Here is a 14,197-nt window from a genome sequence, read left to right as displayed (position 1 = left end):
ACCGCGCTCGGCATACCCGTCACTGTGGCCGTAGGATAAGTCCGTCCGGGGAAAGGGGAACCGCGCTCAGCCCCCGATTTGTGCAACAAGGCCGAACCGCCATGGAGAAGCTGCGTTGCGCGTCGATCTGCGGACAAGGCATTTCGGCTGGTCGCTGCGCTGGGTGATTGCTGCGCAACGAGCGGCCATCTGATCCGGGTGCCATGCAACGACCTGTTGGCTGACCTACGGCAATGCCGTAGCGTGGCTCCATGGGAAGGCCAAGCCGGAGAAGAGGTCATGAAGCTGGGAGCAGAGCTGGTGGAAAGCGCCAAGGAGGCCTTGGCAATTGCGGAGGGTGCTGCAGAGCCCACTGCGGTCTTCGAACCGGACCAGCCCGACGTGCGGACCATCCGCAAGGCGCAGAACCTGTCGCAGGGCCGCTTCGCACAGCGCTACGGACTTCCGCTCAGCACAATCCGCGATTGGGAACAGGGCAGACGGCGGCCGGAACGCGCCGCCTGTCTCCTGTTGCGCCTGATCGAAGCCGAGCCCGAGGTCGTTGCACAGGTGCTGTCCACGCGTCGGTAGGATGCCGGAATCTCCGGATCGGCATCGAAAACGAATGACGGGCAAACCGCGAGTGATCCGGCTTTCGCGACTTCGTTCATGCCGGCCTGTCCCGGCGGTCTGCGCTTAGCCACGGCTAGCGCCGCCCCACATGCACCCGCTCGTATGCGCGGACGTGCAGGCTGCCGCATGGAACTGTCGGCACTCCGGTCCGGTCCAGCTGCCGCGCCAGATGCATCGGCGCAACTTTCGAGGCCTTCGCGAGTTGCCCGAGAGTCAGGAAACGCTCTTCGAACTCGCATATGCTCCGCCAGGTGATGAGTGTATGGTGATGGTTGGTGTCCGCGTTCAGGCATTTCTCATGCCGGAGATAGCCCGTATCCCTCAGCGCCCTCACCGAAGCGATGCCGATCGACAGGTAGCTGGCGGTCTCCGGAAGCGTCAGGTCCCTCCCAGGCGCTGGCGCGCCGCCCTCTCCAGCATCTGCCTGCTGGAGCACGTGGATTGCCTGCAGCCCTGCCCCCTCGCCGTGGCGGACCAGTCCTTCGAACTCGCCCTTCTGCCAGAGCGTAATCAGCCGGACCAGTCCGATGCGATGGTTCCGGCAATGGCGGCGGAGCGGCAGGACTGCTTCGGTCGCCGGTGGCTCCGGCAGCGCGGCCACCTGCGCGAGAAGACGCTCGATATCCTCCTCATGGACATATCTGAGGGCGGTTCCGAATCTGGTGGAGCGTAGCAATCCGTTGTGGATCAGGGATTTCACCTGTACGGGCAGGATCTGCAACCTCTCAGCCGCCGACTTGAGATTGAGCAAGCCTCTCCAGAACGCAAGCGCGCGGTCCAGCTGGCCGGGGGTTGTCTCCGTCAGCGCTCCGGCCTCTTCCTCTGACAACTGATCGACATGGCCGATCAGCCGCTTCAGCAGCATCATGCCGAGCCCGACTGCCTGCGGGCGGTATCGAACGAGATGCGCTGCACATCGGGCGATGGCCTGCCCAGAATCCGCTTCTGCGGCTTCATCGTGTAGTTCACTGACTCCAAGTTCTCGCGATATCTGCGCCAGTGACGTTCCCCGGATTCTGAGTTCCGCCTTCAAACGCTCGTGGGCGTCCAAATCTGCTTTCGTCGGGGTGCGCATCGAGGCGATCTCCAGATTCCGGAAGAGCAAGGGCAGCCGGATTCGTTCCCAGCTAAGGAACTCCATCTGGCAGCGCCAACAACGCAAGCCATTGCCACAGAATAAAAATATGACCGGACCATTTGGTCCGGGCGGACCGAATGGTCCGTTCGCCTTGTTTTCCTAGGCGCGCGCACGCTTTCCCGGCTAAGGTTCCTGAGTCCCCCCTCGACTCCGCAGTTCCGGGATCGCGCCCCATGCCCGCTGAGCCTGAAGACCACGACTCGATTGCAAGGCAGGTTGGCGCGGCCAGCCTGCGTGCGCTCCGCGAGGACACCGGGATGAGCCAGTCGCAGCTTGCCGAGGCGCTCGACCTGTCCGAGCGGGCGCTGCGCCGGTACGAACGGGGCGAGCGCGCGCTGCCGCTGCGCACGCGGATCGCCTTCATTCAGCGCTTCCGCGTCGACCCGCTCCCCGGTGGAGCGCTGGCTGCCAGGCTGGGGCTTGGCAGCGCGGATCTTTCGCCGGTCCCTCATGCCCGCACAGCGGCGGCGGAAAGCTTCTGGAAGGGCCTCCGGCATGAAGGACGGGAATTCAGGCTGAGAAACTATTCACCGGTGGGGCAGGTGGCCCTGAAGATTCGCGACTGCGCCTATCTGGCCGCGACGACGTATTTCACGATGAAGCATGTGGCCCTGGCGCTCGGGCTTCCCTCAGGCTTCGAGAGCGGCGGAACCGACTGGATCTTCCTCGCCTCTGCCGGGGTGATCCTGCTGCTGTTCTCGTCTTTCACCGCAGAGCTGCCCCTGCTGAAGATCGCCCGGCACCTGCTGAAGAGAAAATCCGCCCAAGGATAGGCCCCGGCGACCGCCCGGGCCCGCGCGACGGCGAGGGGCAGTTCGGGAAGGCCTGAACCAGATTTATAAGGAAAGATCCGGAGGAAGCGCGTCCGGCGGAGAAGCCGACGATCAGGACCCGCCTGATGTCGCCATCTGATGCTCAGCTGGGCAACGCCATCTCCCTTCCGGGAGATCCCGCCTGCTAGGTCAGAAAACTGACAGTAAAGTCAGCTTTGCTTGACACCCCACACGGAGGAAATGGCGCGCTGGGGAGGATTCGAACCCCCGACCCCTTGATTCGTAGTCAAGTACTCTATCCAACTGAGCTACCAGCGCCTTGTGGAGTGCGTCCTAAAGTGAGCGACGGGTGGCTGCAAGCGGAAAAATCACGCTGAAGGCGAATTTTGCAAAATTTCCGATTTCGGCAGCCAGATCGTGAAGACCGTGCCGCTGGCATCCGTGCGGGTCAGCTCCAGCCGGCCGCCATGGCCGCGCACCAGCTCCGAGGCGATGGCGAGGCCCAGACCCGAGCCGCCCTTGCGCGCACCGCCCTGGAACGGCGTGAAGAGATGCTCGCGCGCCTTCGGCGGCAGCCCCGGCCCGGTATCTGCGACCGCGATCATCCAGGCCTCCTCGGTCTCGCTGGCGCGCACGGTCACGCTGCCCTCGCCGCCGGTGGCGGTGATCGCCTGGCGGGCGTTGCGCACCAGGTTGCCGAGGACGCGGTACATCTGCTCGGGGTCGCAGCGCAGGATCATCCCCTGCGGCGCCTCCGCCTCCAGCCGGCAGGCCTGGCCGTCCGCTGCCAGCCGTTCGCCCTCCAGCACGTCCTCGATCAGCCCGCAGACCGCGATCCGCGTCAGGCTGGGCGGCGGCTCCTCGGCACGGCCGAAGGCCAGGGTCGCCTCGCAGAGATTGACCGCCCGGGAGATCGAGCCGACCAGCTTGGGCGCGATCCGCTGGATCCGCGGATCGTCGCTCTTCTCCATGCTGTCGGCGAAAAGCTGGGCCGAGGTCAGGATGTTGCGCAGGTCGTGGCTGACCTTGGCCACCGCGCCGCCGAGCTGCGCCAGCCGGTCCTTCTGCTTCAGCGCCGCGGTCAGGTGCTGCTGCATCGACTGCAGCGCGTCCTCGGCGGCGCGCAGCTCGGTCAGCGAGGCATTGGGCTCGATGATCCGCCGCACGTCCTCGGGCGCGTCGGCATAGCTCTGCATATGGGCGACCACCTTGCGGATCGGCACGACGAGAATCCGGCGAACCGCGAAGAAGAGCAGCGCCGCCGTCACCGCCGAGATCATCGCCGAGAGGACCAGGATCCGCTCGCCGTAATCCAGCATCGCCGCGCGCAGCGGCTTCGATTCCATCGTGACCTCGATCAGCAGCCCGGCATCCTGGGTCGGCGCGCCGATCACCCGGATGATCGAGTCGCTGTCGTCGAGAATCGAGCGCAGCGCGTCGCGGATCAGGCTGAGCACCGAAGGGTCGCGCAGATCGAAAGTCTCCGAGACCGGCGCCGGGATCGGCGAGGACAGCATCAGCTGGCGCATCTCGTCGCGCCGCAGCACCACGTTGAAGACGCCGGCATTCTGCAGGAGCTCCTTCTCCAGATCCTGGTCGAGCGCGTCATCGGCCAGCAGCGCCAGAGAGGCGATCTGCGCCCGCTCGAGCCGCGCCAGAAGGTAGTCCTCGCGGTAGCGCGCCACCGAAGGGACGAAGATCAGGATCTCGGCCAGCATCACGAAGATGACCGTGAGGACCAGGAAGCGGCCGGAAAGGGAGTTGAGGAACGACATTTTCAGATCAGGGGATCACTCGCTGGATCAGGCGAACAACGCGCTTAACGGCCGGATTGTCAAACAGTCTGGGGGAGAAATAGGCGCCCGCGGCGCGTTTGTTAAGTTCTGAAAGGGTCGGATAGGGCAGGACCATCGACGTCACTGCCTTCAATTTCAGCCCCTGCGCCGCCGCCATCGCCCAGGGGGCGATCAGTTCGCCCGCCGACTCGCCCGCGATGCCGACCCCGACGGCGCGGCCGCGGACGGCCATCAGCTTCAGCAGCCCCGTCCCCTGCCCCATGGCCTGCGCCCTGTCATTGCCGGCATAGGGCACCCGGATCACCTCCAGCCGGGGCCCATGCGCTGCGCGGGCCTCGGCCTCGGTCATTCCGATCTGCGCCAGCTCGGGCGAGGTATAGGTGACGCGCGGCACATGCGCGGTTCGGGCCCTGGCCGGCAGGCCGAAGAGCACCGGCCGGATCGCCACCCCGGCATGGTAGCCGGCCAGATGGGTGAATTTCCCCTGCCCCGCCACGTCGCCGATGGCATAGGCGCGCCGGTTCGTCGTGCGCAGCCCGGCATCGACCGCGATCCCCGCGGCCGTGGTCTCGATTCCCGCACGCTCCAGCGCCAGATCCTCGATATTGGGCAGCCGCCCGGTCGCGCAGAGCAGATGCGATCCCGCGATCTCGCTCCCGTCCGCCAGCTCAAGCACCGGCCCCGGACGGACACGGCGCACCGCCATATCCTCGAGAATCCGCACGCCCTCGGCCAGAAGCGCCGCGCGGACCGGTTCGGCCAGCTCGGGGTCCTCGCGCGGCAGCACCCGGCTGCGGGCGATCAGCGTCACCTCGGCGCCCAGCCGCCGATGCGCCTGCGCCATCTCCATCCCGACCGGCCCGCCGCCGAGAATCATCAGATGGGACGGGCAGTCGCGCAGCGCGAAGACCGTCTCGTTGGTCAGCGGCGCGGCCTCCGCCAGCCCCGGCAGATCCGGCAGGCGCGGCCGCGATCCGGTGGCGATGACAAAGCGGCGCGCCGTGATCCCGGTCCCGCCCGCCCGCAGCGCCCGCGGCGAGACGAAGGCGGCGCTCTCGCGGATCACCCGCACGCCCAGCCCCTCGAACCGCTCCTGGCTGTCATGCGGCGCGATCTGAGCGATCACCGCCGCGACATGGTCCTTCACCGCGGCGAAGTCGATCTCGGCCATGCCGGGCGCCACGCCCATGCCGCCGGTCCTGTGCGCCTGGGCCAGCTTCGCCGCCGCCAGCAGCGCCTTCGAGGGCACGCAGCCATAGTTGAGGCAGTCGCCGCCCATCTCGCCGCGCTCGACCAGCACCACATCGGCGCCCATCTGCGCCGCCCCCGCCGCGAAGGAGAGCCCGCCCGAGCCGGCTCCGATCACGCAGACATCGCAGCCGATCCGCTCCATCACGCCGCCTCCCGCATGCGCGACGCCGCCGGACCAGGCGGCAGAAGGGGACGCGGCGCGAAGAACGGCCGCGGATCCGGTGTCCTGCTGCCGGTGAATATCCCGCCGAGCCAGGCATGCCCTGGCAGCCCTGGACGGCGGCCAAGCGCAGTGCAGGCGGCAAAGCGCGGGCGCGGCAGGCCAGCCGGCACCGGATCCGGCGCGAGGAAGGGACGAACCGGACTCACCCGGGCGGAGAACGGCCGCTGCCGCTGGCTGGCGCAAATGTCGGCCCTGACCCGCCGCTCCGGGGCTGCCTGCCGCGCGCGGAGGCCCGGAGCAGCCGCCAGGAAGATGGCGCAGGCGCCCGGCGTCGCAGCAGAGGCATGGAAGAAGCTGCCGTTCCGCGGCGCCACCATGGCACCGGGGCCCGCGGCGGCATGCATATAGAGAAGGACGGCCCCCGCAGCTGCGGCCGGAACATGGCGGTCACGCCATCGCAGCGGCGTGCGGCGACGTGTGGCCAGGCTGCCGGCATCCGGCGCATCGCTCGCCAGCCCCGCCCCGCCGCTCAGCGGCAGAATCAGCGGCAGGCGCCTCGGCGCAGCGCGGGATACGGCGTGTCGTGTCACGGGTCTGGCATCCTTTCGCCCCCATGGCTATCCTAGCACGGAGGCCCCGCGCAGCCACATGACAGCCATGTCACGGCGCCTTGATGCCCGGTGACCGTGCGGAAAGCGGCAGATCCGCGGTTCTGTTGCCCAAATGCGGCAGAATCCCCTTCGCGGCAATTGACTCGCTGCCGCGAACCGCTTATGGGCGGCGTCTCATAAGAATTCGGCGCCGCCTGCTGCGGGGCCTTGCCGGAGTAGAACTCATGAAACGCACTTTCCAGCCGTCCAACCTGGTGCGCAAGCGCCGTCACGGTTTCCGCGCGCGCATGGCCACCAAGGCCGGCCGCAAGATCCTGAACGCTCGCCGCCTTCGCGGCCGCAAGTCGCTCTGCGCCTGATGACTGCCGGGCGGTCCTTTGATGACAGAGGCGCCCAGCGGACCATCCTTGCCGCGTCCGCAGATCCTGCGGAAGCGCGCTGACTTCCTGCGTGCAGCCCGTGCCGGGCGTGCACATACGGATGCCTTCACCCTACAGGCCCGCCAGCGGAATGACGACTCCGCGGCGGGCTTGGTGCGTGTGGGCTATACCTGTTCCAAGAAGGTCGGCAATGCCGTCGCGCGCAACCGCGCGAAGCGGCGCCTGCGGGCCGTTGCCGCCGAAGTGCTGCCACGTCTCGGCCGGCCCGGCTGGGACTATGTCCTGATCGGCCGCCCCGGCGCGACCGCGGTGCATCCCTACGAGGCGATGCTGCGCGACCTCGCGCGCGCGCTCGAGAAGGTGCACCGTCCGCGGGAGCAGAAGCGGTGACGCCGCTGGCCCATGTGCTGGCGCTGCCGGTGCGGGCCTACCGGCTGCTCTGGTCGCCCTGGGTCGGCCATGGCTGCCGCTTCCAGCCGACCTGCTCGGCCTACGCGCTCGAGGCGCTGGAGAAGCACGGCGCGCTGAAGGGCGGCTGGCTGACGGTCCGGCGGATTCTGCGCTGCCATCCCTGGGGCGGCTCGGGCATCGACAACGTTCCCGATCCGTGAGCCCGCGGCCTTTCCCGCTCCGCGCGGAGGGCCTATCCTGTTTCCGGACGGCACCACGCCGTGCCGCCGCCTGTCCAAGGCCCCAAGACCGAAGGCCCTGCCATGTTCGACGACGCCGACGACATCCATCCGCTCTTCAAGGGCGCGCCCTCGACCACGGAGTTCAAGAAGCTCCGCAAGCGGATCGTGCGCGACACCCGCGAGGCGATCGAGCAGTACGGCATGGTGGAGCGCGGCGCCCGCTGGCTGGTCTGCCTCTCGGGCGGCAAGGACAGCTACACCCTGCTTGCCGTGCTGCACGAGCTGCAATGGCGCGGGCTGCTGCCGGTGGAGATCCTGGCCTGCAACCTCGACCAGGGCCAGCCGGGCTTTCCCGCCACCGTCCTGCCGGAATTCCTTGAAAAGATGGGGGTTCCGCACCGGATCGAATACCAGGACACCTATTCCATCGTCATGGACAAGGTGCCGGCCGGGCGGACCTATTGCGCGCTCTGCTCGCGCCTGCGCCGCGGCAACCTCTACCGCATCGCGCGCGAGGAGGGCTGCTCGGCCGTCGTGCTCGGCCATCACCGCGACGACATCCTCGAGACGTTCTTCATGAACCTCTTCCACGGCTCGCGCCTGGCGACCATGCCGCCGAAGCTGGTGAACGAGGAAGGCGACCTCTTCGTCTACCGCCCGCTCGCCCATGTCGCCGAGGCCGATTGCGAGCGCTTTGCCCGGGCGATGAACTATCCGATCATCCCCTGCGACCTCTGCGGCAGCCAGGACGGGCTGCAGCGCCAGCAGGTGAAGGCGATTCTCGACGGCTGGGAAAAGAACGCCCCGGGCCGCCGGCAGAAGATGTTCCGCGCCTTGATGAACACCCGCCCCTCGCATCTCCTCGACCCGAAGATCTTCGATTTCATGGGGTTGGAGCGCAGAACCGGCGAATTCTCGGAAGATTCCGCGCAATCTGGCGTGCCCCGGTTAACGCTTGAATGACATCCAGCACCTAGGCTGCCCATGCGGCACCGAAGGGATGGATGGAGAACATGAACTGGCAACTGCCCGGCTTGCGGCGGGACTGGCGGTCCGAGGCAATGACCCTGCCCGGCCTCCTGGTTGCGGTCCCGGCGCTCACGCTGGCGGGATTCTGGCTTCTGGGAGAACCCGGGCTCTACTGCGTGGCCATCGGCGTTCCTCTCGCCGCGGCGCTGCGGCTCCTGGCGCGCCCGGCCGGGGCGGCCCTGCCGCGCAGCTGGCAGAGCCCCTTCGACCTGAAGCGCACCCAGATCGAGGCCGCGGCAGAGGCGATCCTGCGCGACAGTCTCGAAAGCGGCCGGACCACGGCCTGCATCCTCTTCGCCATCGATGATTTCAGCCTGATGCGCAGCCGCCTGGGCCTGCGCGCGGCCGACCTCATCCTGACGCAGGTGGCCCAGCGGCTGCAGGGCGGGTTGCGCCGCACCGACACCGTGGCGAGTCTCGGCGACGGCATCTTCGGCGTCCTGCTGACGCCCACCGCCCGCGCCGATCTCGAATCGCTGCTGCAGATCTGCGCGCGGCTGCAGAAAGCGGTGGCGGAGCCGGTGCTGCTCGACGGCACGCAGCTGCATGTCTCCATCTCCGCGGGCTTCAGCCAGCCCGACCGGGTGCCCGACGCGACCGGCCATAGCCTGGTCGAGACCGCCGAGGCCGCGCTGCGCGAGGCCCAGGGGCGCGGCCCGGGCTCCGTCCGCGCCTATTCGGCAGAGATGCACCGCCGCCGCGTCAGCCAGTCGAAGCTGATCGACGAGGTGCGCGAGGCGCTGGCAAACGGCCAGATCCGGCCCTGGTTCCAGCCGCAGATCAGCACAGATACCGGCCGGGTCACCGGGTTCGAGGCCCTGGCCCGCTGGTCGCATCCGGAACGCGGCATGATCCCGCCCGCGGAATTCCTGCCCGCGATGGAGGCCGCCGGCCTGCTGGAACAGCTGGGCGAAACCGTCCTTTACAACAGCCTCTCGGCGCTGAAGGCCTGGGACCGCGCGCAGGTGGAGGTGCCGACCGTCGGCGTCAATTTCTCGCTCGACGAGCTGCGCAATCCGACGCTGCTCGACCGCATCGCCTGGGAGCTCGACCGCTTCAGCCTGGCGCCCGACCGGCTGACGGTGGAAGTCCTTGAAAACGTGATCTCCGAAAGCGCCGACGACACGGTCAGCCGCAACATCTCGGGCCTCTCGCGGCTCGGCTGCCGCATTGACCTGGACGATTTCGGCACCGGCCATTCCTCGATCACCAATATCCGCCGCTTCACCGTCAGCCGGCTGAAGATCGACCGCTCCTTCGTGATGCGCGTCGACGAGGACCGCGAACAGCAGCGGATGGTGGCGGCGATCCTGACCATGGCGGAACGGCTGGAGCTCGACTCGCTGGCCGAGGGCGTCGAGACCCTAGGAGAGCACACGATGCTGGCCCAGCTCGGCTGCGGCCATGTCCAGGGCTACGGCATCGGCCGCCCCATGCCCTTCGAAGAGACCATCGCCTGGCTCGCCGAGCACAGCGCGAAACTGGTCGCCCCGCCCGAAATCGGCCGCAAGACAGGCTGACCGCCCTCGGCCAGCCGCCCCCGCTACCCATCTTTCCCTCTGCGCGCTGCGCCGGGCACGGTGTGGGCAGGACACATGAGACCGCTTCGACGGACGCGGCTGATGATCTCGACAGGCACATCGCTGCCGCGCTTGCCGTGGTTGCGGCACCAGCGGGGCAGCACTCTGGAGCTTCTTCCCTCTCCGGGCTTCCTCTTCTCAGCAGCGCAGGCCGGGCCGTCCGCGACTCCGCCATATCCCGCTCCGACCAGCGTCCCTGGCATAAGTACCGCGCCATTGCCCTCCGAAGGACAGCCTGCGCGCGGCTCGTGCTTCCGGTTCCAGTTCCAGTTCCGGTTCCAGCTCCAGTTCCAGTTCCAGTTCCAGTTCCAGTTCCAGTTCCAGTTCCAGTTCCAGTTCCAGTTCCAGTTCCAAGAGACAGGGAAGACCGGGGCGATTGAGGAGCGCAAGGGCAGCCCTGGGAAGACCCGGGGGCTGCTCCCGGCCCGGACGCGCCGGAGATCGCCGAGCCTGCCCGGCACCCGCGGGCAATTGGCCATGGTGTTCAGGGTCTTGCCAATGCCGGGTACCGCCTGATCGTTGCCCTGGCTGGGCCCGTGTGAGGCCTGCATTCGGAGACATGGCAATCACTGGGCGGGCCGTCGCGGCCACAGGGAAACGCCGCGCAGCGGCCCCTCTGTGGACATGGCTTCGCAGAGACGTGCCACGCAACGGAAAACAACCGCAGTGGCACGGCCTGCGCACGGGCCAGGATCGCGGTCGCCGGGGCGGACCGGAGCACTCGGGGCCGCCCCCGGCAAAAGTGCAGCAAGGCCGACGACATCAACCGGCCCGGAATCGGAAGGCATCGCCATCCGGCTGCAGAGCCCGGGCCGAACGCCGGGCCCGCCGGGAAGACGGGCAGGGGAAGGCGCGCCACCGGAGCAGCGGGTGCAGGGACTTGCCTGCCGCCGCGAATGTGCGCGACCGGCAGCGCCGCCGGGCCACTTGGAGCTTGTTCCGCATAGGCCCACCGCCCGCCCTCTCGTCATGCGGCAGAACGCATCCCTCCGGGACGATCAGGTCCAGGAGAGGGGCCGCACATGTCCCCGTGCGACGCCTGAGAAAGGGCGCCGCGGAGATGGCGGCGCGCGGGCCGGACCATGACGGGAAACGGGTGAATTGAAGGCCCGGGGTCCGGGCGCGCCTGCCGCGCTGCATGCGCGAACCGCCTCGCCGCTGCTGCTGGCCAAGCCGTGGCAGCGGGGCCAGGGCAAGCCGTGCATTTCCGGAGAGCCCCGGGGTCACGGGCACCTGGACGCAGGGCGGGATCGCGGCCCTTTGCAGCCCGTGTCCCGGGCAGCCGGCGGCACCGCCAGCGGAGTGCCGTTCAGGTCCGGGCACCGACACGGCGAAGGCCCCCGCGCGAAGAAAAATTGCGGGCGGCCGGAGGGCCATGGGCGCATCGGAGAGCGGGGATCCGGGGCCGCAGGGGCGGCGCCGGGCGATGCCGCGGCGCAGCGGCGGCGCAGCGGGGCGGTAAGCTCCGCAGCCGGACGGATTTTCGCCCTCCGCGCCGGTTGCCCAGCGGGAGGACGAAGGCGCTCGCAGATGCGCCGCAGCACCGGCCGGAGCGCCCGGTTTCCGGGCGTTTTGCCTATATCCGCTTGACCTTTCCACCTCCCGCCTGTTGAACCGGCCCAACCTGGTAACCCCGAAGGCTGCGTTTTCGATGGATGATCAAAACAAGAACCTGATACTGGCAACGGTCCTGTCCTTTGTCGTCCTGATGGGCTGGTTTTTCCTGTTCCCGCCACAGGAGACGCCGCAGACCGAGACCCCGGTCGCCGAGCAGAGCGACGGCAGCACCGCCGCCGTGCCGCCGGGCGTCGAGAGCCCGGTCGCCAGCCAGCGCGTCGACGCCGCCGCCGAGGCCGTTGCCGACTCCGCCCGCATCGAGATCGACACGCCCAGCCTGACCGGGTCCATCTCGCTGGCCGGCGGCCGGATCGACGACCTGTCGCTGCGCAACTACCGCGAGACGCTCGACCCGACCAGCCCGCTGGTCAACCTGCTCTCGCCGGTCGGCAAGCCGCAGGCGTATTACGCGCTCTACGGCTGGGCCCCGGGCGGCGAGCTGGGCTTCGACCAGGTTCCCGGCGCGACCACGCCCTGGACGGTGGAAAGCGGCGAGACCCTCGCCCCGGGCAGCCCCGTCACCCTGGCCTGGGACAACGGCGCCGGCATGATCTTCCGCCGGACCTTCTCGGTCGATGACAAGTTCATGTTCACCGTCACCCAGAGCGTCGAGAACGCCTCGGACAGCGCGCAGCGCCTGGCCCCCTACGGCCTGGTCGCGCGCCATGGCGAACCGCAGACCAAGAAGTTCTTCATCCTCCACGAAGGCGTGGTGCGGATGAGCGACGGCGCGCTGGAAGAGATCAAGTACGCCAAGATGCCCGACCTGGAGACCGTCGGCCGCGAGGGCGCGCCCGCCTCGGTCATCGACGTCACCGACCGCGGCTGGATCGGCTTCACCGACAAGTACTGGATGACCACGCTGATCCCGACCCAGGGCGATGCCTTCACCTCGGTCGCGAAATACATCCCCAGCGCGGACATCTACCAGACCGAAGCCCGGCTGCCGACCGTCACGGTCGAGCCCGGCCAGACCCAGGAAGTCACCACCCAGCTCTTCGCCGGGGCGAAGGAATGGGAGACCATCCGCGACTACCAGCGCGGCGGCGTCGACCGCTTCCTCGACTCGATCGACTGGGGCTGGTTCTTCTTCCTGACCAAGCCGATCTTCTGGATCCTCCACCACCTGCACGCCATCATCGGCAACATGGGCTGGTCGATCATCGTGCTGACCTTCATCCTCAAGGTCCTGCTCTTCCCGCTGGCCTACAAGTCCTACGCTTCCATGGCGAAGATGAAGGAACTCCAGCCGGAGATGGAGAAGATCAAGGAGAAGGCCGGCGACGACCGCATGAAGATGCAGCAGGAGATGATGGCCCTCTACAAGAAGGAGAAGGTCAATCCTGCGGCGGGCTGCCTGCCCATCCTGATGCAGATCCCGATCTTCTTCTCGCTCTACAAGGTGATCTTCGTCACGCTGGAACTGCGGCACGCGCCCTGGCTGGGCTGGATCCGCGACCTCTCGGCGCCCGATCCCTCGTCGATCCTGAACCTGTTCGGCCTGATGCCCTGGGGCACGCCCGATCCGGCAAGCTTCTTCGCGATCCTGTCGCTCGGCATCCTGCCGATCCTGCTGGGCATCTCGATGTGGCTGCAGCAGAAGCTGAATCCGGCGCCCGCCGACCCGACGCAGCAGATGATCTTCGCCTGGATGCCCTGGGTCTTCATGTTCATGCTGGGCAACTTCGCCAGCGGCCTGGTGCTCTACTGGATCACCAACAACACGCTGACCTTCATCCAGCAGTACACGATCATGCGGCGCCACGGGTACAAGCCGGACATCTTCGGCAACATCAAGGCCGGGTTCAAATGGCGGAAGAAGAAGAAGGACGCCGAATGACCCTCAGCCTCGCCCATATCTGGCGGCACCCGATCAAGGGGATCGGCACGGAAGCACTGGACTCGGCTCATCTTGAGCCGGGTCTTCCCGTTTCCGGGGACCGCGCATGGGCGGTGCTGCGCGACGGCGCCGAGGAGACCGGGGGCTGGCAGAAATGCAGCTCCTTCCTGCGCGGCGCCAATGGCCCGTCGCTGATGGCGGTCTCGGCCACGGTGACGGCGCAGGGGATCGACCTGCGCCATCCGAAGAAGACCCCGCTCAGCTTCGATCCGGAGACCGAGCCGCAGAAGCTGATCGACTGGGTCGCCGATCTCTGGCCCGAGGGCATGCCGCGCCCGGTGAAGCTGGTGAAGGCGCCGAAAGAGGGCATGTCCGACATGGACTACCCGTCGGTCTCGGTGCTGAACCTCGCCTCGCTGCGCGCGCTGGCCCATGCGCTCGGGGTGCCCGCGCTCGACATGCGCCGCTTCCGCGGCAACCTGTGGATCGAGGGGGCGGAGGCCTGGGAGGAATGGGACTGGGTCGGGCGGCGCCTCGCCATCGGCTCGGCCGTCCTGGAAATCGCCGAGCGCAACACCCGCTGCCTGGCGACCCATTCCAACCCCGAAAGCGGCCAGCGCGATCTCGACATCCTGCCCGCGCTGAAGGCGAATTGGGGCCATCGCGATTTCGGCGTCTATGCCCGCGTGGTCTCGGCCGGCGAGATCTCGGTCGGGGATGCCGCCGTGCTGCTCTGAGCCGGCCCCCGTTCCGCGCCACGAAACACCGGCCGCAT

14 protein-coding genes and 1 tRNA gene are annotated in these 14,197 nt (G+C 68.0%); 9 read left to right on the top strand and 6 right to left on the bottom strand.

Annotated elements, in window-relative coordinates; translation table 11 throughout:
• The first annotated feature begins 279 nt into the window (after positions 1-279).
• On the top strand, positions 280-570 hold the full coding sequence (locus FGX59_RS24900; RefSeq protein WP_138469837.1) for a DNA-binding transcriptional regulator: 291 nt from the start codon (positions 280-282) through the stop codon (positions 568-570).
• A gap of 115 nt (positions 571-685) precedes the next feature.
• On the opposite strand, the gene FGX59_RS24895 is transcribed toward FGX59_RS24900, so the two are convergent.
• Positions 686-1,753 (bottom strand): hypothetical protein, encoded by a 1,068-nt coding sequence (locus FGX59_RS24895; RefSeq protein ID WP_138469836.1) that lies wholly within the window; start codon positions 1,751-1,753, stop codon positions 686-688.
• Positions 1,754-1,827: 74 nt separating this feature from the next.
• On the opposite strand from FGX59_RS24895, the gene FGX59_RS24890 reads away from it, so the two are divergent.
• Positions 1,828-2,523: a helix-turn-helix domain-containing protein gene (locus tag FGX59_RS24890; protein ID WP_138469835.1), complete on the top strand. Its 696-nt coding sequence runs from the start codon at positions 1,828-1,830 to the stop codon at positions 2,521-2,523.
• Between the two features lie 241 nt (positions 2,524-2,764).
• Here FGX59_RS24890 and FGX59_RS24885 read toward each other — a convergent pair.
• The 4 genes from FGX59_RS24885 to FGX59_RS24870 all read right to left on the bottom strand — a co-directional run bounded on the left by FGX59_RS24885 (position 2,765) and on the right by FGX59_RS24870 (position 6,323).
• Positions 2,765-2,841, bottom strand: a tRNA-Arg gene (locus tag FGX59_RS24885).
• A 50-nt stretch (positions 2,842-2,891) separates the two neighbouring features.
• On the bottom strand, positions 2,892-4,298 hold the full coding sequence (locus FGX59_RS24880) for a HAMP domain-containing sensor histidine kinase (protein WP_138469834.1): 1,407 nt from the start codon (positions 4,296-4,298) through the stop codon (positions 2,892-2,894).
• Positions 4,299-4,305: 7 nt separating this feature from the next.
• Positions 4,306-5,712 (bottom strand): NAD(P)/FAD-dependent oxidoreductase, encoded by a 1,407-nt coding sequence (locus FGX59_RS24875; protein WP_138469833.1) that lies wholly within the window; start codon positions 5,710-5,712, stop codon positions 4,306-4,308.
• Positions 5,712-6,323 (bottom strand): hypothetical protein, encoded by a 612-nt coding sequence (locus tag FGX59_RS24870; protein WP_138469832.1) that lies wholly within the window; start codon positions 6,321-6,323, stop codon positions 5,712-5,714. The genes FGX59_RS24875 and FGX59_RS24870 overlap by 1 nt, the downstream gene beginning before the upstream one ends.
• Before the next feature lie 245 nt (positions 6,324-6,568).
• Between FGX59_RS24870 and rpmH the strand changes: the two genes are divergently transcribed.
• The 5 genes from rpmH to FGX59_RS24845 all read left to right on the top strand — a co-directional run bounded on the left by rpmH (position 6,569) and on the right by FGX59_RS24845 (position 9,905).
• On the top strand, positions 6,569-6,703 hold the full coding sequence (rpmH, locus tag FGX59_RS24865; RefSeq protein ID WP_108258245.1) for a 50S ribosomal protein L34: 135 nt from the start codon (positions 6,569-6,571) through the stop codon (positions 6,701-6,703).
• 21 nt (positions 6,704-6,724) lie between these two features.
• Positions 6,725-7,114 (top strand): ribonuclease P protein component, encoded by a 390-nt coding sequence (gene rnpA / locus FGX59_RS24860; protein ID WP_138469831.1) that lies wholly within the window; start codon positions 6,725-6,727, stop codon positions 7,112-7,114.
• Positions 7,111-7,335: a membrane protein insertion efficiency factor YidD gene (yidD, locus tag FGX59_RS24855; RefSeq protein ID WP_138469830.1), complete on the top strand. Its 225-nt coding sequence runs from the start codon at positions 7,111-7,113 to the stop codon at positions 7,333-7,335. The genes rnpA and yidD overlap by 4 nt, the downstream gene beginning before the upstream one ends.
• 102 nt (positions 7,336-7,437) lie before the next feature.
• A complete protein-coding gene (ttcA, locus tag FGX59_RS24850; protein WP_138469829.1) occupies positions 7,438-8,319 on the top strand; it encodes a tRNA 2-thiocytidine(32) synthetase TtcA in 882 nt (293 codons plus the stop codon).
• 50 nt (positions 8,320-8,369) lie between these two features.
• Complete coding sequence (locus FGX59_RS24845) at positions 8,370-9,905, top strand: bifunctional diguanylate cyclase/phosphodiesterase (protein ID WP_138469828.1); 1,536 nt, start codon at positions 8,370-8,372, stop codon at positions 9,903-9,905.
• A 198-nt stretch (positions 9,906-10,103) separates the two neighbouring features.
• On the opposite strand, the gene FGX59_RS24840 is transcribed toward FGX59_RS24845, so the two are convergent.
• Positions 10,104-10,319, bottom strand: coding sequence for a hypothetical protein (locus tag FGX59_RS24840; protein ID WP_138469827.1), 216 nt, complete (start codon positions 10,317-10,319; stop codon positions 10,104-10,106).
• A 1,297-nt stretch (positions 10,320-11,616) separates the two neighbouring features.
• On the opposite strand from FGX59_RS24840, the gene yidC reads away from it, so the two are divergent.
• A complete protein-coding gene (yidC, locus tag FGX59_RS24835) occupies positions 11,617-13,422 on the top strand; it encodes a membrane protein insertase YidC (protein WP_138469826.1) in 1,806 nt (601 codons plus the stop codon).
• Positions 13,419-14,159 carry an MOSC domain-containing protein gene (locus tag FGX59_RS24830; protein ID WP_138469825.1) on the top strand — a complete coding sequence of 247 codons (741 nt, stop codon included), beginning with the start codon at positions 13,419-13,421 and terminating at the stop codon, positions 14,157-14,159. The genes yidC and FGX59_RS24830 overlap by 4 nt, the downstream gene beginning before the upstream one ends.
• Positions 14,160-14,197: the final 38 nt, after the last annotated feature.

Source organism: Poseidonocella sp. HB161398, from assembly GCF_005870025.1.
GTDB lineage: Bacteria > Pseudomonadota > Alphaproteobacteria > Rhodobacterales > Rhodobacteraceae > Mangrovicoccus.
The sequence above is the reverse complement of the archived record's forward strand: the minus strand, read 5'-3'. Positions and strand labels throughout refer to the sequence as shown.